Here is a 25,483-nt window from a genome sequence, read left to right on the forward strand (position 1 = left end):
CCCTAATGATGACCGCATTGGGCGTCGGCTTCGCAACCGGGTTTTCGCTGATCCTTGCCATCGGAGCACAGAACGCATTTGTGTTGCGACAAGGCTTGATGCGGTCGCACGTCTTTTCGCTTTGTCTGTTCTGCGCTGTGTCAGATGCGCTTTTGATCGCGGCGGGGGTCGCCGGTTTCGGGGCGATCACCACTCTTTGGCCGGGGTTTCCCGGCATTATGGCGCTGGCAGGTTCCGGGTTTTTGCTGGTCTACGGTGCGATGCGGTTCCGTGCCGCGTGGGCGGGCGGGGATGCTTTGACACTCCAAGGTCGCGCCCCAAGTCTGAAGGTCACGATCGCAACGGCGGCTGCCTTCACGTGGCTCAATCCACATGTTTATCTTGATACACTCGGATTGATTGGCGCGATTTCGACACAATTCTTGGGCAGTGAACGTATGGCTTTTGGCGCCGGAGCCGTGATCGCGTCGTTTGTCTTCTTCTTTTCGCTCGGCTACGGAGCACGGTGGCTGGCACCGATGCTTCGAACAGATCGCGCCTGGCGCGTCCTTGACGCCGGAATAGGTGTCGTCATGTGGGGATTGGCCGCCAAATTGATTGGCGGCCTGCTGGTTTGATCCCGTAGCGCTTATTGCGCGACGTTCTCGACCGCTTGGCCAGCACTTTGAATGTCCTGACCTGCACCCTTTACCGTATTACAGCCAGACAGCACCAAAGCGGTCAGGCAAAGTCCAAAAATCACGCGCATTTCTTACTTCTCCGAATAGTTGCGGGCGCAGATTGCCATGCACCCGATAGGGCGTCTAGCTGAACATACTTGTCAGGTCGACCGTACTTCGTTCGTTCAAATCATCCTTATGGGCTGCAAGGAAGGTTTGGGCAGCCCGCGCCCCCGCCTCGCGCAACTTCCCAAGAATGTAAGGGGCTGGAACCAGCTTTGTGGCGACAGATAGGTCATTCATCAGATCATCATCGGCGATCATATGGATGCGCGGGTCCCGAAAGGACTCGTGATCGAGCCGCCCATCAGCGATCATCCGTTTAACGAAGGCAATCGCGCGCAATTCACGCAGAAGGGACGAGTTGAAACTGATTTCGTTGATCCGGTTCTGAATTTCAGTCGGAGTCCGGGGCATCTCTTCGCGCTCAAGCGGATTGATATTTATGATGAGCGTGTCTTCCGGGAACTGCGGTTCAAACATGGGAAACAACGCCGGATTTCCGGTGTAACCACCATCCCAGAATTCTTCCTCGCGTCCGGTTTGAGTGTCAAAAATCTTGACCCCTTGAAACACGGTCGGAAGGCAGGCCGACGCAAGAATGACATCGGTGCTGATCTCTTCTTGCCGAAACACGCGGATCTTTCCGTTGCGGACGCGCGTCGTGTTGACGAAAAAAGCGGGCCCCGTTTCGCTGCAAACCCTATCGTATTTAAAGCGATCAACGATCCGGCGCAGTGGGTGGCTGTAAAACGGGCCATAGGCATAGGGGCTGATCATCCGGCTTGCCGCATCAGCCATTGCAACAGGCAGCGAATATTCCAGCCCCTTGGACACAAGAGCCGGGTCCGGGAACACAGCGTTCATCCAAGCCGTGAAACGCATGTCATTGACCGCGCCGATCTGACCCCACAACCAATCCAGGTTCTCAATCGCTGCGATGCGCCCATCCGCGCCAGGATTTGATGCCAATCCAGCCTTGATCGCGGCGCCATTCAATGCGCCGGCCGATGTGCCGGAAATCGCTGCGATCTCAATGTCAGCGTCCGCCAGAATGACCTTGAGTGCGCCCCAAGTGAATGCCCCGTGGGCACCGCCCCCCTGCAGCGCAAGGTTGATTCTTTTAGCGGTCATTTTGCATTCCATTTTTCCAGCAAGTCGCTGACGAGTATCCCATCGATCGTCATTCCGACCATATTGGCATCAGCAATCGACACCCCGCTAAGATTGGCAAACGAAATGGATGCGCCCGACAGGTTTACGTCATGCAGGCGTAGACCTGTCAGATTCGCGTTCTCGATGATGGCCTCGGACATGTTCACATCTTCCAGCCGGACATCTTTCAGCACGCTTTCTGTAAACGTAGCCCCTTTGAGACTGACCCGCGCGAAGCGCGAGCCGCATAAGTACATGTTGTCCAGATCAAGCGTACCGCGCCCAGCCTTGTCGGTCACATCGCGGTCCAGCCGCCATCCACGCTGATGGTCGTTCCGGTGATTTGCGCAGCAGCGTCAGAACACAGAAACGCCACTGTGCCGCCCAACTGTTCAGTCGTGGCAAATTCACGGCTGGGTTGGCGAACAAGCAAGACGTCATTCAAGGCTGTTTCTCGGTCCATGTTGTACTTTTCCATCGTGTCGGGGATCTGCGCCTCGACAAGTGGGGTCAAAACATAGCCTGGGCATACGGCATTTGCCGTGATCGGCTCTTTCGCTGTTTCCAGCGCGGTCACCTTTGTGAAACCAACAACCCCGTGCTTGGCAGCCACATAGGCGCCTTTGTACGGCGATGCGCGAAGACCGTGAGCACTGGCAATGTTGACGATCCGGCCCCACCCCGCAGCGCGCATCAAAGGCAGCGCGGCAGCAGTGGTATGAAACGCCGATGACAACATGATCGCGATGATCGCATCCCACTTGGCCACGGGAAAATCTTCGATCGCCGCAACATGCTGAATACCCGCATTGTTCACTAGCAGATCACACTGCCCCGCCTTTTCAATCAACCCGCGTGCCTCGTCGCCTTTGGACAGGTCTGCTTGGATGTAGCGCGCCGTGACACCGAACTCCTTGCTGATCTGTTCCGCGAGTGCGTGATCGTCATCGTTATCTGTGTAGGAATTCAAAACAACGTCGGCCCCAGAGCGGGCGAGTTCCTTGGCAACGCCAAGACCGATTCCCGAATTAGATCCGGTGATGACTGCGGTTTTGCCCTTCAGCGACATGTGAGTTTCCTTTTTTCTGCAGCTACTTTGGAAACGGTATAGTGCACGCGCAGCGAAAATTGAAATGCCCGACACACCATCTCGAAATCACATGAGGTAAAACTCTGCTGACCAAAAAAAACGCCCGCACAAGGCGGGCGCAGTTATTGAGGCAGGTTTCATACAGGCAAGAAACCTATCGAGCAGTGATTTCAATATAGGCAATTCGCGAACTTACTCCAACCCAAAAGTTTGAGGATGCACAAAACTTTGATAGTGTGCCGAAAAACAACAGATCGGGCAGGACACGATGACACAACGTAACCTGAGTATACGGGCACTTTGGCACGTCGCATGCACGCTGGCCTTGTGCTGCAGCGCAGCGCACGCCCAACAAGGGCCGAAACATGGCATAGCTATGTATGGTGAGCCTGCTCTACCACCTGATTTTGTGTCGCTTCCTTATGCGAATCCGGACGCTCCCACCGGCGGGCGGATCATTTTCGGCGAAGTTGGCGGGTTTGATTCTCTCAATCCTCACATCTTGAAGGGCAATGCACCTTGGGGGGTGCAGGCCAATGTTTTCGAAGGCTTGATGGGGCGAAGCTATGACGAGCCGTTCACCTTGTACGGATTATTAGCCGCAACGATCGAGACCGGGCCGAATCGGGAATGGGTTGAATTCACTCTCCGGCCCGAGGCGCGATTCTCTGACGGCAGCCCCGTCACTGTCGACGATGTCATCTGGTCCCACACCATTCTGGGCACCGAAGGACACCCACGGTTTCACGCCGCATGGCAGAAAGTCGACACAATCGAACAGACCGGGCCAAGCAGCCTACGGATCACGTTTAATTCTCCCGACCGCGAATTGCCCTTGATCATGGGTCTGCGTCCGATCTTCCAAAAGGCCCAATGGGGAGGCCGTGATTTCGCAGCTTCGTCAATGATACCGCCTATCGCGACTGGCCCATACGTCATCGATAAAGCCGATCCCGGCCGGAGCCTCGTTCTGAGCCGGAATCCAGACTATTGGGGGCGTGATCTTCCCTTTGCTCAGGGGCAGTATAACCTAGATGAAATCCGCTATGAGTATTTCGCAGACAGTGGCGTGATGTTCGAAGCATTCAAAGCTGGCGAAATCACAAGTTTCCGCGAAGGCGATGCCGCCCGGTGGGACGAAGGGTATGATTTTGGTGCCGTGGCATCGGGTGAGATCGTCAAAGCCGAAATACCGCATGAACGGCCCACGGGAATTTCTGGACTTGTGTTCAACACCCGCAGTCCTGTGTTTTCGGATTGGCGGGTTCGCGACGCCCTGCTCCATGCCTTCAACTATACCTTCATTGCCCAGACTCAGACCGGCGGCGCGGACCCACGCATTCCAAGTTTCTTCGGAAACTCTGTGCTGGCCATGGGCGACGGCCCCGCAGAGGGTCCAGTGCGCGCCCTTCTTGAGCCGTTTGAAGACAGTTTGGTTCCGGGCGCCTTGGACGCATATGCACTGCCCGCCGGGGACGGGACGGCGCGCAACCGCAAAGGCATTCGCACCGCCGTGCAGCAACTGGAGGCGGCCGGCTGGACCCCTCAAGACGGAGTGATGCGGAACCAGAATGGCACGCCGCTGACATTTGAGATCTTGTTGCGGCAAGGGTCGGCGCAAGAGCAGGCCATCGTGAACATCTTCACCGAAGCGTTGGGTCGCCTTGGGATCAGCCCGAAAATCACAACCATCGACAATGCGCAGTATGTAGAGCGAACCAATGTCTATGATTTTGACATGGCCTTCTACCGCCGCGCCCTGTCACTGAGCCCCGGCAACGAACAGATCCTGTATTGGGGATCAGACGGCGTGACGGAACCCGGCAGCCGCAACTGGATGGGAATGGATAGCCCCGCAGCCGAAGCAATGATCGACACAATGCTGAACGCGCGCTCGTCGGATGAGTTCACATCCGCAGTGCGCGCCCTTGATCGCGTGTTGACGACCGGGCGCTATGTGATCCCGCTTTGGTATTCTGCTGCGTCCCGGCTCGCCTTCCGCAAAGAGCTTCACTACCCCGACCGGCTTCCGCTTTACGGGGACTGGAGCGGGTTTCAGCCAGATGTCTGGTGGTGGGAAGAGTGATCCGGGCTGCGGGCCGGCCCTTTAGCCGACGCGTCGAGCATGGAAACCAAGCGCAGCCAACTTTTGCCAAGGTAGCCCCCGTTTGACATCGCTTGACGACACTAGCCCGCCGCCGCCCCGCCCCGAACACTTCAACATGGCGGCGCACGTGTTGCGCCGGGCTACGGGCCAGCCTGACAAGGTTGCGCTGACCATCATGCAAAAAGGCAAAGCCGAAGAGCTGACCTATGGCGCTTTGGCCAAGCGGGTCTATGACATCGCCGGGGCGTTGCGTGCGCGCGGTATTTCAGATGGCGCGCCGGTCTTGCTCAGGCTGGGCAACACGGTGGAGTTTCCGTTGGTGTTTCTGGGCTGCATTGCTGCGGGGTTGGTACCGGTGGTGACATCCGCACAACTGACCCAGCCCGAAATCACCAAGATGTCGGCACAGGTGGCACCTGTGTTGATCGTCTCTGAAGCAGGTCTTTCGCTGCCCGACCCTATGCCTTGCAAGATGTGTGCGCCCGGCGATTTGACCGGCGTCGCCCCTGCCATGCCCAGCCCCGGTGACCCGAGCGGGCCCGCCTATATCGTTTTCACGTCGGGCACATCGGGCGTGCCTCGCCCGGTGCTGCACGCGCACCGCGCCCTTTGGGCTCGCGGTATGATGATCGACGGATGGTATGGTCTGCGCTCGGACGACAGGGTGCTTCATGCCGGGGCGTTCAATTGGACCTACACACTGGGCTGTGGCCTGCTGGATCCGTGGAGCGTGGGCGCCACTGCGCTGATCCCGGCAGCCGGGACCCCGCCCACCGATTTGCCAACGTTGATCGCACAGTATCGCGCCAGCATCTTTGCCGCAGCGCCCGGCGTGTACCGACAGATGCTGCGCGGGGTCGTCCCGCCATGCCCGGCGCTGCGGCATGGACTTTCAGCAGGTGAGAAGATGGCCCCATCGTTGCACTCCGCCGTTTCCACGGCCATGGGCGTGCAAGTCCATGAAGCGTTTGGAATGTCCGAATGTTCCACCTTCATTTCCGGCAGCCCCGCACGCCCGGCCCCGGCCGACACTTTGGGATTCGCGCAAGCCGGGCGGCGTGTCGCAATTTTGGGCTCAGACGGTCAACCTGTTCCCCGCAACACCCCCGGCGTCATCGCTATTGGTGCCGATGATCCGGGCCTCATGCTGGGCTATGTCGCCGCACCGAATGAAACGAAGGCACGCTTCACGCCGGATCATGCGTGGTTTTTGACCGGCGACTGGGGCGCAATGGGGCCGGATGGGGCCATCAGCTATTTGGGGCGACACGATGACATGATGAATGCAGGGGGCTATCGCTTGTCGCCTTTAGAGGTCGAAACTGCTTTGACCGCGCACCCCGATGTGACCGAGGCAGCGGCCTTTGAAGTCGCGCTAGGCCCCGGCAAGACCACCATCGCACTGGCCTACACCGCGACAGCCCCCTGTTCAAAAGTTGACTTGGAAGCGTTTGCAGCCGCACGGTTGGCCCGTTACAAGGTGCCCAGACTGTTTTTGCATGTGGCCGCACTTCCCCGCGGCGCGAATGGAAAGATCCTGCGTCGCCAGTTGCGCCAAGACTTCGAGGACTCCAATGGTCAAGCTTGATATCTTTTCCGACCCTATTTGCCCCTGGTGCCTGATCGGCAAGACCCAATTGGACCGCGCGTTGGCACAGCGGCCCGGCCACCCTTTCAAGATCGTATGGCACCCGTTTCAACTGAACCCGGACATGCCGGCAGAAGGCATGGACCGCCGCGAATACCTTGAAACCAAGTTCGGCGGGCGCGACCGTGCCGTAAAGGTCTATTCGCAAATCGACGATGCCGCGCGCGCGATCGGGTTGGAATTGAACTTTGAGGGAATCAAGCGAACCCCCAACACGCGCAACGCCCACCGGCTCATTCTTTGGTCCGAAATCGAAGACAAACAGGATGCAGTCGTGGATGCCCTGTTCACCGCCTATTTCATCGACGGTCGAGATATCGGCGATGTTGATGTACTTGCGGATATTGCCGACGCGTCGGGTCTCGATGCGGCAGTCGTTCGGCGTCTTTTGTCTGGCGACAGCGACATTTCCGAAATCGTGGACCGCGATGCAACCGCACGTGCAATGGGGCTGAGCAGTGTGCCGACATTCATCGTTGGCGGACAGCACGCCGTACCCGGCGCACAACCTGCGGAATTGTGGCTGCAAGTCATTGACGAAATGACCGGCGCGCAGAAAACAGCCTGAGTTCAGCGCGCAGACGCACGACCCCTTGTGCGCAAACGGCTGCAATTTGGCCTCGCGGGGTCGACTGGAAAGGTCTAGCTGGACCCATGACCTTCCAACCCAAAGCCCCGCTTTCCCGCCCCGAATTCGTGGCGCTTATGGCAATGCTTATGGCAACTATCGCCTTCTCATTGGATGCGATGTTGCCCGCACTTCCCCGTATCGCTGCGGAACTTAGCCCCGACTCGCCAAACGATGCGCAATTGATCGTCTCGTTCTTTGTGCTGGGAATGGGCATCGGAACAATATTTGCCGGCCCGCTGTCAGACAGTTTTGGTCGCAAGACCGTCATCGCCCTGGGGTCATTCACATATTGCGCCGGGGCAGCCGTTGCATGGCACGCCGAAACGCTGGAATGGCTGCTGATCGGACGCGTCCTTCAGGGTTTTGGCGCCGCTGGGCCAAGGGTCGTGGCGCTGGCCATCATACGCGATCTCTATTCCGGCCGGGCCATGGCACAGATGGTGTCCTTCGTGATCGTTGTATTCACCTTGGTACCCGCCATCGCACCGACTTTCGGAGCTGTGCTGATGTCTGTCACAGGCGGTTGGCGTGGTCTTTTCCCATCCTTCATGGTCTTTTCGCTGGTCGGCCTGTTCTGGTTGACCCTTCGCCAACCCGAAACTCTGCCTCGGGAAAAGCGCCGCCCACCGCAATTGGCCCCGGTTGCTCACGCCACCTTGGAGGTGCTGCGCCACCCGGTCGTGCGTGGAACCATCCTTGTGCAAATCCTTGCCTTTGCGATGCTTTTCGCCAATCTATCCTCTGTTCAGATGGTGTTCGATAAAACCTTTGGGTTGGCGGACAGCTTTCACCTTTGGTTCGCGCTGATCGCTGTCGTCGGCGCAATGGGGGGCTTTTTGAACGCAAGGCTGGTGATGCGGCACGGGATGCGCTGGGTGATCACAGGGTCACTTGCAGTACAGGTGGCCATCTCAGCCGTTTTCGTTGCCGGTATGGCCTTTGATCTGTGGTCCGCTGATCTGCTGTTCTGGGCTTTCCTGATCTGGACCGGCAGTGTGTTTGCCACGGCCGGGCTGACACTGGGCAACATCAACGCCTTGGCACTTGAACCGATGGGGCACATCGCCGGGACTGCGGCGTCTGTCGTAAGTGCACTTGGGTCGATCGGTGCCGCGCTGCTGGCGGCGCCTGTCGGTCTTGCCTTTGATGGCACGCCGCTCCCCGTGGCTGGCGGTGTGCTGATCTATGGGGCTTTAGCGCTGATCTTGATGAAACGGCTTCCGCTGGATCGCCCGACGCCAATTTGATCCGACCATATCCGTGCCGCGCCCGCGACATCAGCCTGCGGCACTCATCAGACCGTCTGCTTTCAGACGTGACAGGGTTTCATCAAGCGCGGTGCGCGCCCGATCAACCAATGTGTCAATTTCGTCTTCGGTGATGATCAGCGGCGGCGAGATGATCATGCGGTCGCCCACATGGCGCATCACCAGATTATTGGCAAAGCACCGCTCGCGGGCTCTAAGACCCACGGTCCCCTCGGGCGCGGCAAAGCGGGCCCGCGCGCCTTTGTCAGGTGTCAGTTGAAGCGCCCCCATCATTCCGCAGGTTTCAGCCGACCCGACCAGCGGGTGATCGGCCAACGTGGCCCACGCAGCGGCAAGATACGGCCCAGTCTGGCGACCGACGCGTCCGGGCAGGTCTTCGTCTTCAAGAATTTTTAGATTCGCCAAGGCAACCGCAGCCGCAACCGGGTGACCCGAATAGGTGTAGCCGTGATTAAACTCGATTCCGCCAATCACCTCTGCCACGCGATCTGACATGATGGAACCGCCAATCGGCTGGTAGCCCGAGGACAGCCCTTTGGCGATTGTCATGATATCCGGGCGCAGCCCCATGGTCTGGCTGCCGAACCAGTTGCCAGTACGCCCAAAGCCGGTGATCACTTCGTCTGCGATCAGCAAGATGTCATGTGCGTCGCAGATCCGCTGGACTTCGGGCCAATACGTGGCCGGCGGTACGATGACGCCGCCCGCGCCCTGCACCGGCTCCGCGATGAAAGCGGCTACTTTATCTTCGCCCAGATCGGCAATGACCGTCTCAAGTTCACGCGCACGGGCGATACCAAAATCCTCGGGCGCCATCTCGCCGCCCTCGGCCCACCAATGGGGCTGGCCGATATGAACGATGCCGGGTATCGGAAGCCCGCCTTGCGCGTGCATGGCCGACATCCCCCCCAGCGATGCCCCCCCCATGGTGGAGCCGTGATAGGCATTGCGCCGGGATATGATGATCTGCTTTTCAGGCTCGCCCTGCGCCGCCCAGAATTGCCGCACAAGACGGATGTTCGTATCATTCGCTTCAGACCCGGAACCGGCGAAGAAGACGTGGTTCAAATCCCCCGGCGCAAGTTCAGCCAGTTTGGCGGCCAGCGCGATGGCCGGCACATGGGTGGTCTGAAAGAACGTATTATAAAACGGCAATTCGCGCATTTGGGCTGCGGCAGCTTCAGCCAGCGCATCCCGGCCATAGCCAGCATTGACGCACCACAGCCCGGCCATGCCGTCTAGAATGCGGTTCCCCTCGCTATCGGTGAGCCAGCACCCCTCACCGCGCAAGATCACGCGCGCACCGGTTTGCGCCAGACCTTCTGCATGGGTGAACGGATGCATATGGTGCGCGGCGTCCAGCGCCTGAAGCTCTGCCGTGGGCAGATGATTGGTGATGCGCGTCATGGGAAAGCCTTTTAGAGGTGCCTGCCAGAAATCTACTCCCGGCGAGCACGCCCCGCAAGGACCGATGGACCACGCGCGCCCCCTGCGGTAAGGGTGGTCCCAGTCAACTGACAGGGGCCAATATGAACTGCGTCTTCGTGCAAATCCGCTGCAAACCCGGCACTGCTTACCGCGTTGCCGATGACATCACACTGCGCGAAATTCACTCAGAATTGTATTCCACAAGCGGCGACTACGATCTGCTGCTCAAACTTTACATTCCCGCTACCGAGGATGTTGGCAAGTTCATCAACGACAACATCATGGACATAGACGGTATTGAGCGCACCTTGACAACATTGACCTTCAAGGCGTTCTGAACCCGGTCTCGACAATCTTCCGCAACCGCGTTCTAACCGCTGTGCAAGCGTCATGAGAACGCAAGGGAGATAAGACATGCACACAAAATCCGCGAAGACGGTCGTCATTGATAGCTTTGGCGGCCCAGAGGTATTGCGCGTTGAAGAGCGCCCCGTGGGTGAGCCTGGCCCCGGTGAAATCCGGATCCGCCACGAAGCCTGCGGTCTGAACTTCATTGACGTGTATCAGCGCACTGGACTTTACCCGCAGCAATTGCCCGCCGCCTTGGGGCGCGAAGCGGCAGGCGTGGTTGAAGCGGTTGGGGAAGGCGTCACGCATCTGCAAGCGGGTGACCGTGCGGCCTATGCCAGCGGCGTCTCTGGCGCGTATTGCGAAGCCTGCGTGCTGCCTGCCTCGCAGGTCTGCCCGCTGCCTGACGGCATTTCCTTCGAGGAAGGCGCGGCGATGATGCTGAAGGGTCTGACGGTCAATTACCTGTTTGGCCGAACCGTTCCGATTGCCCGTGGTGACACAGTGCTGTTTCACGCTGCGGCGGGCGGTGTCGGTCTGATCGCCTGCCAATGGGCGCGGGACGAAGGCATCAACCTGATCGCAACGGCAGGCACAGACGAGAAGTGCGCGCTGGCAAAGGAACATGGCGCAACGCATGTCATCAATTATCAGACCGAGGACTTTGTTGCCCGTGTCAAGGAACTGACTGGCGGCAAAGGGGTCGATGTGGTGATGGACAGTGTCGGCGCGGATACGTTCGAAGGATCGCTGGATTGCCTGAAAGGGCTGGGGATGATGATTTCCTTCGGCAACGCCTCTGGCAAGGTGCCGCCCTTTGATCTGGGCATTCTGGCTGCAAAAGGGTCATTGAAGATCACGCGCCCAACGCTGTTTGGACATATCGCAGATCATGAAACCTGCCAGAAAATGGCCCAGGAATTGTTTGCCAAAGTTCTGAGCGGGGCAGTCAAAATCCGGATCGATCAGCGCTTTCCACTGACCGAAGTTGCCGAGGCGCACAGAACGCTGGAAGCCCGCAAGACGACTGGTGCGACCATTCTGACCGTCTGAAACGCGTCGGGGGCCGATTTGGCCCCCGCACGCCCGTTCCTAGCCCAGAGCATAGCCCGCACCGCGGACTGTGCGAACCGGATCGTCGCCCCCAAACTGGCACAGAGCCTTGCGCAAGCGCCCGATATGCACATCGACGGTTCTGGTATCGACATAGATGTCGCGCCCCCAGACCCGGTCCAGCAACTGCTCCCGACTCCAAACGCGGCCAGGTTTTTCCATGAATGTCGACAAAAGGCGGAACTCGGTCGGGCCAAGCTTCAGTGAATTACCATCGCGGAACACCTTGTGGCTTTCCGAATCCAGCGTGATGCCATCAAACTCAAGAACCTGACCGACCGTTGCCGGGCGCGTGCGCCGCAACTGCGACCGAACGCGGGCCATTAATTCGACGACAGAATATGGCTTTATGACATAGTCGTCTGCACCGGTTTCCAAGCCCCGCACACGGTCGACTTCTTCAGAACGCGCCGACAGCATGATGATTGGCACGTTGCGGGTTTCAGCCTTGGTTTTGAGCTGGCGGCACACTTCGATGCCCGAAACATTAGGTAGCATCCAATCGAGCACAATAAGATCTGGTGCCGATTCTTTGACCAGCATCAAGGCTTCTTCACCATTGACCGCGCGAGAGACCCCATAGCCTTCGGATTCAAGGTTATAGGCCAGAACTTCACGCTGTGACGGCTCGTCTTCGACGATCAACACATTGGGCTGAGAAGCAGCGCTGGACATGTCAGTTTTCCTTGGTGTTCGCCATGAATGATGTCAGGTCTTGCTTGGGCCGCACATCTGTCGGCATATCGCCGGTCACGAGATAGATCACCTGATCGGCGATAGACGTCACGTGATCGCCCATGCGTTCAATGTTCTTCCCAATGAAATGCAGGTGCATGCACGCTGTGATGTTGCGCGGATCTTCCATCATGAACGTAAGGAACTGTCGGAACAGCGAGTTGTACATCTGATCCACATCGGCATCGCGCTGGCGCACGTCTTCGGCCAAATTAACATCGCGCATGATATACGCGTCGAGCGCGTCTTTCAGCATGAGCTCAACGGCCTGCGCCATGCGGCGAATGTCTGACGGCGCCCCTTCCATCTGGCTCATTTGCACCAGCACCGAATTACGCTTTGCGATATTCTTGGCGTAATCGCCGATCCGCTCAAGGTTGCCGCTCACTTTAAGGACGGTGAGCACGGTGCGCAGATCGCTGGCTGCGGGCGCGCGAAGGGCAATCACCTGCGCGGCCTGCTCATTGATCAGCACCTCAAGCCGGTCAATGGCACGGTCACGGTTGCGCACGTCATTGGCAAGTTCTTCGTCCCGCATTTCCAAAGACCGCGCGGCATCAAGAATGGCGCTTTCGACAAGCCCACCCATTTTCATGATGTGTGCCTGTATCGCCTCAAGATCACGGTCAAAGGCAGACGCGATATGTTGTTCGTTCGGCAATGTAAAAGTCCTTTGATTCAGCCGATACGGCCGGTGATATAGGCTTCGGTACGGGGATCTTTCGGATTGGTGAAAATCTCGTTCGTGGCTCCGAATTCCACCAGATCACCAAGATGGAAGAACGCGGTCTTCTGGCTGACGCGGGCGGCTTGCTGCATGGAGTGGGTCACGATCACCACCGAATAGTTCGCACGCAACTCGTCGATCAATTCCTCGACCTGGGCCGTTGCGATCGGGTCGAGCGCGGAACACGGCTCGTCCATCAGAAGAACCTCGGGTTCTGTCGCGATGGCACGGGCGATGCACAGCCGCTGCTGCTGGCCGCCAGACAAACCGGTGCCCGGTGCGTGCAACCGATCCTTTACTTCGTTCCAAATCGCCCCGCGGCGCAAGGATTTCTCTACGATCTCATCAAGATCCGCTTTGGTTTTGGCCAAACCGTGAATGCGCGGGCCATAGGCGATGTTGTCATAGATCGATTTCGGGAACGGGTTGGGCTTTTGGAACACCATCCCAACCTTCGCGCGAAGCTGAACCGGATCAACCTTGCTGTCATAAATATCTTCACCGTCCAGCGTGATGTTGCCAGTCACCCGGCACACATCAATCGTGTCGTTCATTCGGTTCAGACAGCGCAGGAAAGTGGACTTGCCACACCCCGAAGGCCCGATGAAAGCAGTCACAGTGTTGTCTTCAATGTCGACGTCAATGCCCTTGATCGCCTCGGTTTCACCGTAGAACACGTGGACGTCGCGCCCGGCAAACTTGATCGTGTTGGTGGTCACGTCACGCTCCAAAATTCTCATGTCGTTCATTACATCTACTCCGTTTACCAGCGACGCTCAAATCGACGACGAAGGATGATCGCTACAAGGTTCATGAGGACCAGCATGACCAAAAGGACAATGATGGCACCGGACGCACGTTCAAAGAAGGCCGGGTCGGACCGCTGGGTCCAGTTATAGACCTGCACAGGCAGCGCGGTGGACGGGTCAAACAGACCCTCTGGGGGCATGCCCGGATACTCGCGGACAAAAGCCACCATGCCGATCAAAAGCAACGGCGCAGTTTCGCCAAGCGCCTGCGCCAGACCGATGATTGCGCCTGTCAGGATACCGGGCATGGCCAGCGGCAGCACGTGATGAAAGACCGTCTGCATTTTCGACGCTCCAACCCCGAGAGCCGCATCCTTGATCGATGGCGGCACCGATTTCAACGAAGCGCGGGTCGAGATGATAATCGTGGGCAGGGTCATCAGCGTGAGCACCAAGCCGCCCACAACAGGGGCAGACTGCGGAAGGTGTGCGAAGTTGATGAAGATCGCCAGACCAAGGATCCCAAAAACAATCGACGGAACAGCCGCCAGATTAGAAATATTCACTTCGATCACATCCGTGACCCAGTTTTTCGGCGCGAACTCTTCCAAGTAAATCGATGCGGCCACACCAATGGGCAATGCCAGAACCAGAACCACAAGCATCATGTAGACAGAACCAAGGATCGCCACCCCAAGGCCTGCGGCCTCTGGGCGCTGGTCTGATGCGTCTGGGGCAGTAAGGAAACCGGGGTTGATTGCTGTGGTCATATAGCCAGCTGCGGCCATCTCATCAGCCGCCATAAGCTGCTCCGGTGTGACATTGCCATCCAGGGCGGCACTTTCCATCGTCACACGGCCTTTGAAGTAGCCGTCAATGCGCCCGTTCGCGAGGAACTTGAACTGTTGGGTGGTTCCGATCATGTCGGGGTTTTTCATGACATAATTGCGCAACTGCCCGGCTGCTTCTTTCGAGATCATGTCACCGATCATCTTGTCGGTCAGCCCTTCGATATCGCTGCCCATCTCTTGAACCATGGCTTGGGCAGCCTGCTTGATCAGCGGCGTGTAGCCGAAGGTCATGACCTTGGCGATGTCAGCGGGATCACGATTGCCATTCTTGTCCAGCACATCGGCGCGCAGTTCGACATCCATGACGATGTAGGTCTGCTTGAACGACGGCAGGCCGTTCCCCAGGATCGAGATCAGCAGCACGACCAGCGACATCAAGCCAACTGCGATAGCTGTCAGTCCATAGGCACGGAAACGCTTTTCAGATGCGTTTCGCTTCTTGGTTCTGCTGGACTGCTCATAGAGAGACGAAGGCGCCGAGGGCGCGGCCGCCGGCGACACGGGCGATGCGGATGCGTCGGTCATTCGTACTGCTCCCGGTACTTGCGAACGATGTAAAGCGCGAGGACATTCAGCCCGAGCGTGATGACAAAAAGTGTGATGCCAAGGGCAAAGGCGACCAGCGTTTCAGGTGAGGCAAAGTCGGTGTCGCCGGTCAACTGGCTGACGATCTTAACGGTGACGGTGGTCATGGCTTCGAACGGGTTCAGCGACAAACGCGCCGCCGCCCCTGCCCCCAGCACAACAATCATCGTCTCGCCAATTGCGCGCGATGCGGCCAGCAACACTGCGCCGACAATGCCGGGCAACGCCGCCGGAATGACCACCTGCTTGATGGTTTCCGATTTGGTTGCCCCAAGTCCATAAGACCCATCCCGCATCGCCTGCGGCACGGCGTTGATGATGTCGTCTGACAGGGAGGACACAAAAGGGATCAGCATGATGCCCATAACAAGCCCCGCCGTCATCACGGACGACCCGCTATCACTCAGCCCCAAGGGCTGGGCGAAATAATCACGCAACATGGGCCCGACTGTGATCAGTGCAAAAAGGCCGTAAACGATGGTGGGAATACCGGCGAGCACTTCGAGCAATGGCTTGGCAACCCCGCGCACCTTTGGCCCGGCATATTCGGCAAGATAAATTGCAGCAAACAGGCCGACCGGCACAGCAAACAGTAGCGCGATGAAGCTGACATACATCGTGCCCCAAAGCAGCGGCAACATGCCAAGGTCGCTTTCACCCTGAAAGCGCGGCGTCCAATTGGTGCCAAAGAAAAAGTCAGCGATCGAGTACTGCTTGAAAAAGTTCACCGTCTCGAACAGCATCGACATAACGATGCCGACCGTTGTCAGGATCGCGATGGACGCCGCAGCGATCAGAACCCCTTTGACCAATTTCTCGGTCACGTTCCGCGCCCGATACTCAAGCGAAATGCGTTGGAACGTGACGAAAAAGGCGACCGCTGCGGCAAACAGGGTCAAGACCACTGCCAGCGTGTTTGAGGTATCTTCCTGCCATACGACACTTTGAATGATGGACCCGCCAACCATGGCAAGCACACCCGCCAGAAACACAGCAAGCGCAACATTGGCGCCGTGAAAAGGGATGTTGGAATGAAGTGCGCGATTGTCATTGCCAGAGATGGTCGCAGCCTTTCGGCGGCCCATGACATATCCGGTGGCAGAGATCGCACACAGGATCAGAAACAGCATTATGCCCGGCATGGTCCTACCTGCTCTGGAACGTTCGTTCGGAATGGCGAAAGAAGCGGCCGGTCATCAGCCGCTTCTCAAGTTTTATGGCTTAAGAGCCGGACGCCATGGTTTCTTCGTTCTCGATCATGGACTGTGTCGCGCCCAGTTCGGGATCGGGTGTCAGGCCGTATTCGGAGAGCGGGCCACCGGGGCCAGCAACCGCGTCATTCACGAAGAACGATGCGTATTCCTTCAGGCCGGGGATCACGCCGAAATGCGCCTTCTTGATGTAGAAGAACAATGGGCGGGATACGGGGTATTCCCCAGTTGCAATGGTCTCGGTCGATGGTGAAACACCGCTCATGGTCGCAACTTTAAGCTTGGATGTGTTGTTCTCGTAGAAGGACAAGCCAAATACGCCAACGCCAGTCGGGTTGCTTTCGATGCGCGCCAAAGTCTCGGTGTAGTCGCCGTCGATATCCACCGAACGACCATCTGTACGAACCGACATGCAGGCGGTCTCTGCGTCGTCCTCAGACATGCCCAACTCGTTCATCATGGCGTCCAGCGCGCCTGTGGCTTCACACCCAGCCAACAGAACCTTTTCTTCGAAAACTTCACGCGTGCCGTGCTTGGTACCCGGAATGAACGCCTGAATTTCTTCGGCTGGAAGGGATGCATCAACGTCAGCCCAAGTGGTGTTCGGGTTGGTGACAAGCGCGCCATCCACGACGATCTCTTGTGCCAGAGCCGTGTACCACTGTGCCTCGGTAAAGGCGGTATAAGCCGGGCCGTTGATGTCGCTGGCGAATACGATGCCATCATACCCGATGCGCACTTCGATGATGTCGGTCACGCCGTTCTCGGCGCAGGCCTTGATTTCTTTCTCACGAATGCTGCGCGATGAGTTTGCGATATCAACAGTGTTCTCGCCAACGCCTTCGCAGAACTTCTTGAGACCCGCAGAGGAGCCACCGGATTCAACCACAGGCGTGGGGAAGTCGAAGTTCTCGCCAAAAAGTTCGGCAACGATATTTGCATAGGGCAGGACGGTCGACGAACCGGCAACCTGTACCTGATCACGCGCAGAAGCGGCAGTTGCCGAGATGGCAGCGATTGCCAGCGCGGAGGCGGACAGTTTGATGAGTTTCATTCGGATCTCCGTACGAAGTGTAAGTGCCACACAACCGTGGCTACGGTGGTGGACTAGTGCCCCTATGTAACAAGTTTGTAATACTTTTATGACGCCGTGGTGAAGAAGTGCGGTCAAGCCAGTTTTTGTTGAAATACATGTGCGAAACAGAAGCCCACACCACCATCAACTTATTGTTTTTTCTTGCTTAAAATAAAAAATGGGTATCTTAGAAAAAGCGCCCGGCCTCACGTGATTTCTACGCTATTCACGGTCTATGAAGCACGATTCGGGCTCTTTGCGACATCTTTCCGGCAATTGTGACACGGCCTGTGCAGAGCAAGTCCGCAAAGTGAATCGCCAAGTCAATGTCGCAGCAGCACATCCATGTGCCGCTTTGCTATTAGCTTGTTCCGGTCTTGGATTCGGCCCGCTCGGCCAGTGTCATCCATTCTTCTTCCGCATCAGACAGCGCACCGTGCCGTTCCACCAAAGCATCTGTCGCTTTCTGGAACTTGACAGGCGCGTCCGTGAACATCGTCGGCTCGGCTGCAAGGAAGTCTTCGAGTTTGGTAATTTCGGCTTCAAGCCGGGCAATTACGCCTGGCAGTTCGTCCAACCTGTGTTGCTCTGTAAAACTAAGGCCTTGATCCACGTCCTTTGGCACGCCCAGATCGGTGGTCTTTCCGCCAGACTTTGCGCCGGGCTTGGTGGTCTTGTCAGGGGCGCCGCCAAAGACGTCGCCGCCCCGTTGCGCACGGTAATCCGACCATCCTCCGGGATAAGCCGTCGCTTTGCCGTCGCCCTCCATAGCCACGGTGGCACTGGCAACACGGTCAAGAAAGTCGCGGTCGTGGCTTACAAGAAGCACGGTCCCATCATAGTCGCCAAGCACATCCTGCAAGAGATCAAGGGTTTCGATATCCAGATCGTTCGTTGGTTCGTCGAGCACCAGCAAGTTGCTGTCCCGCGCCATGATACGCGCCAAAAGCAGCCGTGCCTTTTCACCGCCCGACAAAGACCGCACAGGAGCACGGGCCTGCCGTTCGTCGAAAAGAAAATCCTTGAGATAACCCACAACGTGTTTTGGCACACCGCGCACCATGACCTGATCGGCCCGGCCCGAGACACGCATGGACGGATCGCCAGTCAGGCTGTCCCAAAGGGTGGCATTCGGGTCAAGCTGTGCGCGGTTCTGGTCGAACACTGCAACTGAAAGGTTCGAGCCAAGTTTCACGCTCCCGGTATCTGGCTCAATCTCGCCGGTCAGCATTTTGAGCAAGGTGGATTTGCCCGCGCCATTTGGGCCAACAAAAGCGATCCTGTCGCCCCGCAGCACCCGAAGATCGAAGGGGGCGAGAATGGTTCGATCACCGAATTTCTTTGAAATTCCCGTGGCTTCAATCACACGCTTGCCGGATTTTTGACCCGAGGCCAAGGCAAGGTCAGCCGCGCCAGACCGGTTAATCTGGGATGCGCGCTCAGCCCGAAGGGCTTGCAGTGCGCGCACTCTGCCTTGGTTGCGCTTTCGCCGGGCACTGATGCCTTCGACAGCCCAGCGAGCTTCTGCTTTGATCTTGCGATCAAGCTTGTGCCGCGCGTCATCTTCTTCGGCCCAAGTTTTTTCACGCCACGCTTCGAAATCGGCAAAGCCCTGTTCCTGACGGCGCACCGCCCCGCGGTCGATCCACAGCGTTGCGCGGGTCAGTGCGGTCAAGAACGCCCTATCGTGGGATATCAGTACAAAGGCCGCGCGTGTGCTCTTGAGCCGCTCTTCCAGCCACCCAATCGCCTGCACGTCCAAATGGTTGGTGGGCTCGTCCAGCAGCATCAAATCCGGATCTTCGGCCAGCAACTTTGCCAGTGCCGCGCGCCTGCGTTCCCCGCCAGACGCCGCGCTGACAGCAGTGTCGGGGTTCAGCTTCAGACCGTCTGACACCATTTCCACGCGATAGGCTTCCCCATCGGGCAGATCGCTCGCCGCAAAATCGCCAAGCGTCGCAAAGCCCTCTAGACTTGGTTCCTGGTGCATGTAGCCGACGGATTGACCGGGGGCGATTGTGACACTGCCCCTGTCGGCCTCGACCAAACCGGCCATGACCTTCATCAATGTGGACTTGCCCGACCCGTTGCGACCAACCAGAGCGACCCGGTCGCGCGGTTGCACGACAAGACCGAGGTCTGAAAACACCGGGTCCCCACCGAAGGTAAGGGAAATGTCGGAAACTTGGAGAAGAGGAGGTTGCGCCATGGCGGCTGGCTATCCGTGTGTGCGGTGGCGGTCAAGCGTGACAAGGGCGCTAAAACGCCGTCGTTGCAGCAACCCGTCACTTCGTTTGCCGGACCAGAGAGGTCCATGAGCGGTGCCGCACAACCCTGTCAGACTTGGCTCATGCACGCAGGCACCCTACATCTTGTCCAACACGAGGAACGCGCTTCATGTTGCCTTTGTAACAGTCTGCGCGATCAAGAAAGGACCGGCCCCATGGACAAGATCGTCAAAACCGATGCCGAATGGCGCGCGCAGCTTTCGCCGCTGGCTTATAAGGTGACGCGCAAGCACGGCACAGAACGCGCAGGCACCAACGAAGATTTCCCGAAGGATCAGGGCATCTACACTTGCGTTTGCTGCGGCGCCCCGCTGTTCGAACAGGATGCCAAGTTCGAAAGTGGCACCGGCTGGCCCAGTTTTTACCAACCGATGGATACCGAGATGGTGGGCGAAAAAGCGGACAATTCGCTGTTCATGCGCCGTACCGAAGTGCACTGCAATCGCTGCGATGCCCATCTGGGACACGTGTTTCCCGATGGTCCCGCGCCAACTGGGCTTCGCTATTGCATCAACGGGGTCGCGTTGGCGTTTGAGCCGGATGTCTGATCAGACACGCTAGTTTCCTTCGCCAAGGAAGTCGCCAGCAGACGGCGTACCGACATTGCCGAAGATCCGGCGCAAGATGCCAAGTTCAGACACGGATGGATCCGTGACACGGGCGGTCAGCACAACGACTTGGCCGTCCGTTTCATTGAACCGCTCGATGTTTTCAACAGTTCCTGCATCGCTGAAACGCACAGCCACAATATCGCGCTTCGTGGTGACAGGTGCGAACGGACCAATGGTGCGCCTCTCGGACGAGACATAGTACCACGCATCTTCGTCTTCGACGCCGCGGGTCAACGGAGCGCCGATCTTTTCGACCACAGAGTCGCGTGTGTCGTCACCGACTGCGATTTCGGCCAATTGATCATCGGCGGGGACGTATCCGTGGCTCCGCTCAATCGGAGAGCAAGATACCAACGTGGCGCAGAGAGCCGCCCCTAAAAGCAAACGAAGTTCATGTGCCAGTGATGTCTTTGCCATGTTCCGCCTTGCCTGTGCTGCTTGCTTCTGGCACCCCGATAACCTGACCCTGCCAACCTGTTCAAGAATGGATACCGCCATGGCCCCCTCACGCCCCGGCGACGGAGCCGCCGAAAACGCCGCAAAGACACGGATCCGGTTGTCTGATCTGTCGCAACGCAAATCACATACTTTCCTGCTGATCCCCGATGCAGATCTCTGCGCAGCTATCGCGGCTGACCTAGACCTAATCGCCCTGCGCAAGCTGCGGCTGGAAGGCACGTTGACCCCAGCGGGCAAGCAAGACTGGGATTTAGCCGCACAACTCGGTGCCACTGTGGTGCAGCCTTGCGTTGCGACTTTGGCCCCTGTCACCACACGCATCGAAGAAAAGGTGCAACGTGGGTATCGGGCAGATCTGCCCGAGGATGATGACGCCACCGAGGTCGAAATGCACCTGGACGAGACACTGGAACCCCTTCCCGACACGATTGATCTTGAAGAGTTGGTGACTGAAGCACTGGCGCTGGCGCTGCCTGCCTACCCTCGTGTGGACGGCACGCAACCTGACAAGACCGTGTTTACGGAACCGGGCAAAACAGCGATGACCGATGAAGACGCCCGCCCCTTTGCCGGGCTCGCAAGACTGAAAGACAAGCTGGTTGGCGACGACTCTGGCAATTCTGGTGACGTTTAGGCCAAAAAACTACTTGCACCGCCACGCAAAACGATTAGAAGTCCGGCTTCGACTGACCGCGACAGGGTCGGCACACTTGTGCCCCGCCGCGAGATTATATGTACATACTGACGAACAAGGGTTGAGACATGGCTGTCCAGCAGAATAAAGTTACACGGTCGCGCCGTAATAAGCGCCGCTCGCACGACGCGCTGGTGGCCGGCAATCCAAATGAATGCACCAACTGCGGTGAACTCAAGCGTCCGCACCACGTGTGCCCGTCTTGTGGCCACTATGCTGACCGCGAAGTCGTTGCGGCTGGCGAAGTGGACATTGACGAAGACGCGGCATAAGCCGTTTTAGAAAATCCAAAAGCATGATGGCACGGCGGTCTCATAACAGCGCTGATCGTGCCATGCCGAAACCTGTTACGGTTTCAGTTGATGCGATGGGCGGCGACGCCGGTCCGGCACCAATTGTGGCCGGTATGGCGTGGTCGGCGGCAAAGAACCCTGACATCAGTTTCATTGTTTTTGGAAACTCCGAAACCCTTGAGAAGTTAGTGTCGAAGCGCAGCGTCTTGGCGGGCCGGTGCGAAGTTCGCCATGCCGCAGGCGTGGTAACGATGGACACCAAACCCAGCCAAGCAATGCGGAACGGCAAGGGTACGTCGATGTGGGAAGCCATCGACGCCGTGAAATCGGGCGACGCTCAGGTGTGTGTGTCGTGCGGCAACACCGGCGCGCTTATGGCCATGTCGATGCTTCGGCTTCGTAAGATCCCCGGAATCAATCGACCCGCTATCGCGTGTCTGTGGCCTTCTCGCAATCCCGGCGGCTTCAACGTAATGCTAGATGCAGGCGCGGACATACGCGCTGACGCCGAAGACCTTTTGCAATACGCTCTTATGGGGTCGTCCTACGCCCGTGTTGGTCTTGGTCTGGAAACGCCACGCGTGGGCTTGCTCAACGTCGGAACCGAAGAACACAAGGGCCGCGCCGAACTGAAGCTCGCGCACGACATGATCGCCGATGCTTCAAAATCAGCGCCTTTCGAATTTATTGGCTATGTCGAAGGGGGCGATCTGCCGTCTGACAGAGTGGACGTCATCGTAACTGACGGATTCACCGGCAATGTTGCTCTGAAGACCGGCGAAGGCACAGCCAAGCTAATCAGCGAACTTCTCAAGCAGGCCTTCAACTACTCTGCCCTTTCGCGCTTTGCGGCATTGCTGGCCCTGCCGTCTCTCAAGCGACTTCGCAAGCGGATTGACCCACGCCGGGTCAACGGCGGTGTGTTTCTTGGCTTGAACGGCTCTGTGATCAAATCCCACGGCTCAGCAGACGAGACCGGGGTTTCCGCCGCCATCAAACTGGCGTTTGAGCTTGGGCAGGTGGATTTCCCTGCAAGAGTTGCAGCGCGGGTTGCATCCCTTTCATCGCCGGTCCAAGGTGACGGTCCAGACACCGGACAGGCTTACGGTACATCCAAATGACAACACGCGCCGTGATCCGAGGAGTGGGTCACTATCTTCCCGAAAGAATATTCGAAAACGCCGAGTTCAGCGAAAAGTTGGACACAAGTGATAGCTGGATTCGCAGCAGGTCTGGCATTGAAAGGCGGCATTTTGCGGCCGAAGGTCAGGGAACGGCGGATCTTGCCACGCGCGCAGCACGGGCCGCTTTGGACGATGCCGGACTGAAACCCGCCGATATCGATGCGATTGTCGTCGCAACTTCCACAGCAGATTTAACTTTTCCGTCCGCAGCCACGATGGTGCAGGACAAGCTGGGCATGGAAGGCGGTTTTGCCTTCGATATTCAAGCCGTTTGCGCAGGGTTCGTGTTCGCGTTGGCCAATGCCAATGGCATGATTCTGTCGGGACAAGCTGACCGTGTGCTGGTGATTGGTGCGGAAACCTTCAGCCGTATCTTGGATTGGACCGATCGCGGCACCTGCGTGCTTTTCGGTGATGGTGCCGGCGCTGTCGTCCTTGAACGGGATACCGGCAATGGAACAGCGCAAGATCGTGGTATTCTGGCCAGTGATTTGAATTCTGACGGGCGGTATCGCGATCTTCTGTATGTTGATGGCGGCGTTTCGACACAGAACACCGGCCACCTGCGCATGCAAGGCAAAGAAGTTTTCCGCCACGCAGTTGAGAAGCTGGCCCAAACGGCCCACAAGGCGCTCGACAAGGCAGGGTTGTCGTCTGAGGATGTGAGTTGGATTGTGCCGCATCAGGCCAACTTGCGGATCATAAAAGCGACGGCACAGAAGATGGGCTTGGGTATGGACCGGGTTGTTGTGACGGTTCAGGATCACGGCAACACATCTGCGGCATCGATTCCCTTGGCTCTTTCCGTGGGAAAAGCCCGCGGTCAAATCAAACCGGGTGATCTTATCGTTGTCGAAGCAATAGGCGGTGGCCTTGCATGGGGCTCAGTTGTGTTACGCTGGTGACGCGAACCAGTATATTGTTGCACACGTGCAAACCCCGCCATTGACAGCATTTTCTCCTTGTCACTATCGTGAAGTCAAAACAGGGAGATAAGAAATGAGTGGCAAGACCCTCACCCGCATGGACCTAAGCGAGGCCGTGTTCAGAGAAGTCGGATTGTCGCGAAATGAATCCGCCCAGCTTGTTGAAAGCGTTCTGGCACATTTGAGCGACGCATTGGCATCTGGGGAATCGGTTAAAATTTCGTCCTTCGGCACCTTCAACGTCCGTGACAAGGCCGCCCGTGTCGGTCGCAACCCCAAGACCGGCGAAGAAGTTCCGATCCATCCCCGCCGCGTTCTGACCTTCAGGCCATCGCACCTGATGAAAGAGCGCGTCGCACAAGGCAACAAGAGCTAGAACGGCTAAACTCTTGATTCATGGATAAATCGCCCAACGCATTTCGCACGATAAGCGAAGTTGCCACCTGGTTGGAAACCCCGGCACATGTCTTGAGATTCTGGGAAAGTCGTTTTCCAGAACTCAAACCGGTTAAGCGTGCGGGTGGGCGACGGTACTACCGTCCCGAAGACATGCGGCTATTGGGCGGCATCAAGCATCTGCTTCATACCGAGGGTCACACGATCAAATCGGTTCAGGATCGCATCAAATCTGAGGGAATCGGCGATGTTGCTGAGCTCAGCCCGCCCTTGGAAAGCCCTGCAATGGGGATTGAGGTCGAAACTGCGAACACGGTGCAACATGAGCCCGAGTCTGCCGTTCAAGACGTGCAAGCACCACCAGCAGCAGCGGCAGAGGTGGTGACTGAACCAGCGGAGCCTGCATTCGCGTTGGAAACTGCTGCCGCACTTCCGGACCCGGCCCCCACTGAACCGGCAGAAGCAGCATTCGCAGCCGCCAAGCCCGCAATTGCCGCCCCGGTCGCAGCAGAACCTGAGGTCTCGCCGCAACCGGAGCAAGCCAAGGACGACGGCGCGCCGCCCATCGGCTTTTTCTTTGACGATAGCGACGATGCCGAACCCGCCGAGGCACAAAGCGGAACGTTCAGCCCCTTGACCCAACCAGAAGAGGAACCCGCGCAGGAAGAGCCTCCCGTACAGGATGCAGGCGAAGAGCCGGTCTTTACTCCACAGGCCGCGACCATTGAAGCTGTCGCCAACAGCGATCCAGACGACGACACCCCCGGACTCGTGCCGGTACTTTCAATGCCCGCGCGCTTGCGCGCTTTGGCAGCCAGCGATATCTCCGATGAGCACCGAACACAGATCACCGGGCTTCACGCGCGGTTGAAAGGCATGATTTCTGACCGGCCATGAAAGCCCGGAAACACGTCACTTTTTTGATGCAATCGCCTTGCCCTACCCCCCAAACCTAAGTAACACGTCCGCACGTCGGGCTATAGCGCAGCTTGGTAGCGCGTCCGTCTGGGGGACGGAAGGTCGTGAGTTCGAATCTCGCTAGCCCGACCAAAAAACACCCGTCGCTTCGTGCGGCGGGTTTTTTGTTTTCGACCAGATCAGCCAATTCCGTAAACATGAGTCGGTCAGCCCGCAATCCAGTTTGCCGCGCACGTCTTTCCCATGGAATGCACTTGCGCGGCTTGTGTCGCTG

At 57.9% G+C, this 25,483-nt stretch carries 27 protein-coding genes and 1 tRNA gene; 15 read left to right on the plus strand and 13 right to left on the minus strand.

All coding sequences use genetic code 11. The annotated features are described in order from the left end of the window. The first annotated feature begins 8 nt into the window (after positions 1–8). The gene (locus E2L05_RS06310) at positions 9–617 is read left to right on the plus strand and encodes a LysE/ArgO family amino acid transporter (protein WP_133342088.1); all 609 of its coding nucleotides are present in this window, start codon (positions 9–11) and stop codon (positions 615–617) included. A gap of 11 nt (positions 618–628) precedes the next feature. On the opposite strand, the gene E2L05_RS06315 is transcribed toward E2L05_RS06310, so the two are convergent. From E2L05_RS06315 to E2L05_RS06330, 4 genes are read right to left on the minus strand one after another with little or no spacing between them, the layout of a single operon-like run. Beyond that, a complete protein-coding gene (locus E2L05_RS06315; protein ID WP_133342055.1) occupies positions 629–748 on the minus strand; it encodes an entericidin A/B family lipoprotein in 120 nt (39 codons plus the stop codon). Between the two features lie 55 nt (positions 749–803). Further along, a complete protein-coding gene (locus tag E2L05_RS06320; protein WP_133342056.1) occupies positions 804–1,853 on the minus strand; it encodes a patatin-like phospholipase family protein in 1,050 nt (349 codons plus the stop codon). Continuing rightward, the gene (locus tag E2L05_RS06325; protein WP_208016232.1) at positions 1,850–2,173 is read right to left on the minus strand and encodes a pentapeptide repeat-containing protein; all 324 of its coding nucleotides are present in this window, start codon (positions 2,171–2,173) and stop codon (positions 1,850–1,852) included. The genes E2L05_RS06320 and E2L05_RS06325 overlap by 4 nt, the downstream gene beginning before the upstream one ends. Continuing rightward, a complete protein-coding gene (locus E2L05_RS06330) occupies positions 2,170–2,943 on the minus strand; it encodes a 3-hydroxybutyrate dehydrogenase (RefSeq protein WP_133342057.1) in 774 nt (257 codons plus the stop codon). The genes E2L05_RS06325 and E2L05_RS06330 overlap by 4 nt, the downstream gene beginning before the upstream one ends. A gap of 397 nt (positions 2,944–3,340) precedes the next feature. On the opposite strand from E2L05_RS06330, the gene E2L05_RS06335 reads away from it, so the two are divergent. The 4 genes from E2L05_RS06335 (at position 3,341) to E2L05_RS06350 (ending at position 8,597) form a co-directional block, all read left to right on the plus strand. Further along, the gene (locus E2L05_RS06335; RefSeq protein ID WP_243721891.1) at positions 3,341–5,050 is read left to right on the plus strand and encodes an extracellular solute-binding protein; all 1,710 of its coding nucleotides are present in this window, start codon (positions 3,341–3,343) and stop codon (positions 5,048–5,050) included. Between the two features lie 82 nt (positions 5,051–5,132). Then, a complete protein-coding gene (locus E2L05_RS06340) occupies positions 5,133–6,659 on the plus strand; it encodes a class I adenylate-forming enzyme family protein (protein WP_341776734.1) in 1,527 nt (508 codons plus the stop codon). After that, on the plus strand, positions 6,646–7,287 hold the full coding sequence (locus E2L05_RS06345) for a DsbA family oxidoreductase (RefSeq protein WP_133342059.1): 642 nt from the start codon (positions 6,646–6,648) through the stop codon (positions 7,285–7,287). The genes E2L05_RS06340 and E2L05_RS06345 overlap by 14 nt, the downstream gene beginning before the upstream one ends. A gap of 86 nt (positions 7,288–7,373) precedes the next feature. Continuing rightward, a complete protein-coding gene (locus E2L05_RS06350; RefSeq protein WP_133342060.1) occupies positions 7,374–8,597 on the plus strand; it encodes a multidrug effflux MFS transporter in 1,224 nt (407 codons plus the stop codon). Positions 8,598–8,627: 30 nt separating this feature from the next. Here the strand turns inward: E2L05_RS06350 and E2L05_RS06355 are convergent, their stop codons facing one another. Beyond that, on the minus strand, positions 8,628–10,025 hold the full coding sequence (locus E2L05_RS06355; RefSeq protein WP_133342061.1) for an aspartate aminotransferase family protein: 1,398 nt from the start codon (positions 10,023–10,025) through the stop codon (positions 8,628–8,630). A 122-nt stretch (positions 10,026–10,147) separates the two neighbouring features. On the opposite strand from E2L05_RS06355, the gene E2L05_RS06360 reads away from it, so the two are divergent. After that, a complete protein-coding gene (locus E2L05_RS06360) occupies positions 10,148–10,384 on the plus strand; it encodes an Lrp/AsnC ligand binding domain-containing protein (RefSeq protein WP_133342062.1) in 237 nt (78 codons plus the stop codon). A gap of 76 nt (positions 10,385–10,460) precedes the next feature. Then, complete coding sequence (locus E2L05_RS06365; RefSeq protein ID WP_133342063.1) at positions 10,461–11,447, plus strand: quinone oxidoreductase family protein; 987 nt, start codon at positions 10,461–10,463, stop codon at positions 11,445–11,447. Between the two features lie 39 nt (positions 11,448–11,486). Here E2L05_RS06365 and phoB read toward each other — a convergent pair whose 3' ends face one another. From phoB to E2L05_RS06400, 7 genes are all read right to left on the minus strand, one after another. Then, positions 11,487–12,182: a phosphate regulon transcriptional regulator PhoB gene (phoB, locus tag E2L05_RS06370; RefSeq protein WP_133342064.1), complete on the minus strand. Its 696-nt coding sequence runs from the start codon at positions 12,180–12,182 to the stop codon at positions 11,487–11,489. 1 nt (position 12,183) lies between these two features. Continuing rightward, the gene (gene phoU, locus E2L05_RS06375) at positions 12,184–12,903 is read right to left on the minus strand and encodes a phosphate signaling complex protein PhoU (protein WP_133342065.1); all 720 of its coding nucleotides are present in this window, start codon (positions 12,901–12,903) and stop codon (positions 12,184–12,186) included. 17 nt (positions 12,904–12,920) lie between these two features. Beyond that, the gene (gene pstB / locus E2L05_RS06380) at positions 12,921–13,718 is read right to left on the minus strand and encodes a phosphate ABC transporter ATP-binding protein PstB (protein ID WP_133342066.1); all 798 of its coding nucleotides are present in this window, start codon (positions 13,716–13,718) and stop codon (positions 12,921–12,923) included. A 14-nt stretch (positions 13,719–13,732) separates the two neighbouring features. After that, on the minus strand, positions 13,733–15,094 hold the full coding sequence (gene pstA / locus E2L05_RS06385) for a phosphate ABC transporter permease PstA (RefSeq protein ID WP_133342067.1): 1,362 nt from the start codon (positions 15,092–15,094) through the stop codon (positions 13,733–13,735). Then, on the minus strand, positions 15,091–16,296 hold the full coding sequence (gene pstC, locus E2L05_RS06390; protein ID WP_133342068.1) for a phosphate ABC transporter permease subunit PstC: 1,206 nt from the start codon (positions 16,294–16,296) through the stop codon (positions 15,091–15,093). Before pstC ends, pstA begins: the two co-directional genes overlap by 4 nt. 79 nt (positions 16,297–16,375) lie before the next feature. Beyond that, positions 16,376–17,419, minus strand: coding sequence for a substrate-binding domain-containing protein (locus tag E2L05_RS06395; protein WP_133342069.1), 1,044 nt, complete (start codon positions 17,417–17,419; stop codon positions 16,376–16,378). A gap of 382 nt (positions 17,420–17,801) precedes the next feature. Beyond that, positions 17,802–19,649 carry an ABC-F family ATP-binding cassette domain-containing protein gene (locus E2L05_RS06400; protein WP_133342070.1) on the minus strand — a complete coding sequence of 616 codons (1,848 nt, stop codon included), beginning with the start codon at positions 19,647–19,649 and terminating at the stop codon, positions 17,802–17,804. Between the two features lie 234 nt (positions 19,650–19,883). Here E2L05_RS06400 and msrB point away from each other — a divergent pair, with 234 nt between their 5' ends. Then, complete coding sequence (msrB, locus tag E2L05_RS06405; RefSeq protein ID WP_133342071.1) at positions 19,884–20,276, plus strand: peptide-methionine (R)-S-oxide reductase MsrB; 393 nt, start codon at positions 19,884–19,886, stop codon at positions 20,274–20,276. 9 nt (positions 20,277–20,285) lie between these two features. On the opposite strand, the gene E2L05_RS06410 is transcribed toward msrB, so the two are convergent. Continuing rightward, entirely contained in the window at positions 20,286–20,756 is a 471-nt protein-coding gene (locus E2L05_RS06410) for an outer membrane protein assembly factor BamE (protein ID WP_165971702.1), read from the minus strand. Between the two features lie 79 nt (positions 20,757–20,835). On the opposite strand from E2L05_RS06410, the gene E2L05_RS06415 reads away from it, so the two are divergent. From E2L05_RS06415 to E2L05_RS06445, 7 genes are all read left to right on the plus strand, one after another. Further along, positions 20,836–21,432, plus strand: a complete 597-nt coding sequence (locus E2L05_RS06415; protein ID WP_133342073.1) for a YceD family protein — start codon at positions 20,836–20,838, stop codon at positions 21,430–21,432. A gap of 128 nt (positions 21,433–21,560) precedes the next feature. Continuing rightward, positions 21,561–21,764 (plus strand): 50S ribosomal protein L32, encoded by a 204-nt coding sequence (rpmF, locus tag E2L05_RS06420; RefSeq protein WP_133342074.1) that lies wholly within the window; start codon positions 21,561–21,563, stop codon positions 21,762–21,764. 23 nt (positions 21,765–21,787) lie between these two features. Further along, a complete protein-coding gene (gene plsX / locus E2L05_RS06425; protein ID WP_165971703.1) occupies positions 21,788–22,906 on the plus strand; it encodes a phosphate acyltransferase PlsX in 1,119 nt (372 codons plus the stop codon). Continuing rightward, positions 22,903–23,874, plus strand: coding sequence for a beta-ketoacyl-ACP synthase III (locus tag E2L05_RS06430; RefSeq protein WP_133342075.1), 972 nt, complete (start codon positions 22,903–22,905; stop codon positions 23,872–23,874). The genes plsX and E2L05_RS06430 overlap by 4 nt, the downstream gene beginning before the upstream one ends. A gap of 94 nt (positions 23,875–23,968) precedes the next feature. Continuing rightward, positions 23,969–24,271 carry an integration host factor subunit alpha gene (ihfA, locus tag E2L05_RS06435; RefSeq protein WP_133342076.1) on the plus strand — a complete coding sequence of 101 codons (303 nt, stop codon included), beginning with the start codon at positions 23,969–23,971 and terminating at the stop codon, positions 24,269–24,271. Positions 24,272–24,291: 20 nt separating this feature from the next. After that, on the plus strand, positions 24,292–25,188 hold the full coding sequence (locus E2L05_RS20965; RefSeq protein ID WP_133342077.1) for a MerR family transcriptional regulator: 897 nt from the start codon (positions 24,292–24,294) through the stop codon (positions 25,186–25,188). 76 nt (positions 25,189–25,264) lie between these two features. Continuing rightward, positions 25,265–25,341, plus strand: a tRNA-Pro gene (locus E2L05_RS06445). Positions 25,342–25,483: the final 142 nt, after the last annotated feature.

It is taken from the genome of Meridianimarinicoccus aquatilis (genome assembly GCF_004358675.1).
Lineage (GTDB): Bacteria > Pseudomonadota > Alphaproteobacteria > Rhodobacterales > Rhodobacteraceae > Meridianimarinicoccus > Meridianimarinicoccus aquatilis.

What these genes read in the sequence shown, in the direction of transcription:
- E2L05_RS06360 (WP_133342062.1), top strand. Translation starts at nt 10,148, where the DNA reads ATGAACTGCGTCTTCGTGCAAATCCGCTGCAAACCCGGCACTGCTTAC.
- E2L05_RS06320 (WP_133342056.1), bottom strand. Translation starts at nt 1,853, where the DNA reads ATGACCGCTAAAAGAATCAACCTTGCGCTGCAGGGGGGCGGTGCCCAC.
- phoB (WP_133342064.1), bottom strand. Translation starts at nt 12,182, where the DNA reads ATGTCCAGCGCTGCTTCTCAGCCCAATGTGTTGATCGTCGAAGACGAG.
- E2L05_RS20965 (WP_133342077.1), top strand. Translation starts at nt 24,292, where the DNA reads ATGGATAAATCGCCCAACGCATTTCGCACGATAAGCGAAGTTGCCACC.
- E2L05_RS06335 (WP_243721891.1), top strand. Translation starts at nt 3,341, where the DNA reads ATGTATGGTGAGCCTGCTCTACCACCTGATTTTGTGTCGCTTCCTTAT.
- pstA (WP_133342067.1), bottom strand. Translation starts at nt 15,094, where the DNA reads ATGACCGACGCATCCGCATCGCCCGTGTCGCCGGCGGCCGCGCCCTCG.
- E2L05_RS06350 (WP_133342060.1), top strand. Translation starts at nt 7,374, where the DNA reads ATGACCTTCCAACCCAAAGCCCCGCTTTCCCGCCCCGAATTCGTGGCG.
- plsX (WP_165971703.1), top strand. Translation starts at nt 21,788, where the DNA reads ATGATGGCACGGCGGTCTCATAACAGCGCTGATCGTGCCATGCCGAAA.
- E2L05_RS06415 (WP_133342073.1), top strand. Translation starts at nt 20,836, where the DNA reads ATGGCCCCCTCACGCCCCGGCGACGGAGCCGCCGAAAACGCCGCAAAG.
- pstB (WP_133342066.1), bottom strand. Translation starts at nt 13,718, where the DNA reads ATGAACGACATGAGAATTTTGGAGCGTGACGTGACCACCAACACGATC.
- E2L05_RS06365 (WP_133342063.1), top strand. Translation starts at nt 10,461, where the DNA reads ATGCACACAAAATCCGCGAAGACGGTCGTCATTGATAGCTTTGGCGGC.
- E2L05_RS06400 (WP_133342070.1), bottom strand. Translation starts at nt 19,649, where the DNA reads ATGGCGCAACCTCCTCTTCTCCAAGTTTCCGACATTTCCCTTACCTTC.
- rpmF (WP_133342074.1), top strand. Translation starts at nt 21,561, where the DNA reads ATGGCTGTCCAGCAGAATAAAGTTACACGGTCGCGCCGTAATAAGCGC.
- E2L05_RS06315 (WP_133342055.1), bottom strand. Translation starts at nt 748, where the DNA reads ATGCGCGTGATTTTTGGACTTTGCCTGACCGCTTTGGTGCTGTCTGGC.
- E2L05_RS06355 (WP_133342061.1), bottom strand. Translation starts at nt 10,025, where the DNA reads ATGACGCGCATCACCAATCATCTGCCCACGGCAGAGCTTCAGGCGCTG.
- ihfA (WP_133342076.1), top strand. Translation starts at nt 23,969, where the DNA reads ATGAGTGGCAAGACCCTCACCCGCATGGACCTAAGCGAGGCCGTGTTC.
- E2L05_RS06430 (WP_133342075.1), top strand. Translation starts at nt 22,903, where the DNA reads ATGACAACACGCGCCGTGATCCGAGGAGTGGGTCACTATCTTCCCGAA.
- E2L05_RS06330 (WP_133342057.1), bottom strand. Translation starts at nt 2,943, where the DNA reads ATGTCGCTGAAGGGCAAAACCGCAGTCATCACCGGATCTAATTCGGGA.
- msrB (WP_133342071.1), top strand. Translation starts at nt 19,884, where the DNA reads ATGGACAAGATCGTCAAAACCGATGCCGAATGGCGCGCGCAGCTTTCG.
- pstC (WP_133342068.1), bottom strand. Translation starts at nt 16,296, where the DNA reads ATGCCGGGCATAATGCTGTTTCTGATCCTGTGTGCGATCTCTGCCACC.
- E2L05_RS06395 (WP_133342069.1), bottom strand. Translation starts at nt 17,419, where the DNA reads ATGAAACTCATCAAACTGTCCGCCTCCGCGCTGGCAATCGCTGCCATC.
- E2L05_RS06410 (WP_165971702.1), bottom strand. Translation starts at nt 20,756, where the DNA reads ATGGCAAAGACATCACTGGCACATGAACTTCGTTTGCTTTTAGGGGCG.
- E2L05_RS06345 (WP_133342059.1), top strand. Translation starts at nt 6,646, where the DNA reads ATGGTCAAGCTTGATATCTTTTCCGACCCTATTTGCCCCTGGTGCCTG.
- E2L05_RS06310 (WP_133342088.1), top strand. Translation starts at nt 9, where the DNA reads ATGACCGCATTGGGCGTCGGCTTCGCAACCGGGTTTTCGCTGATCCTT.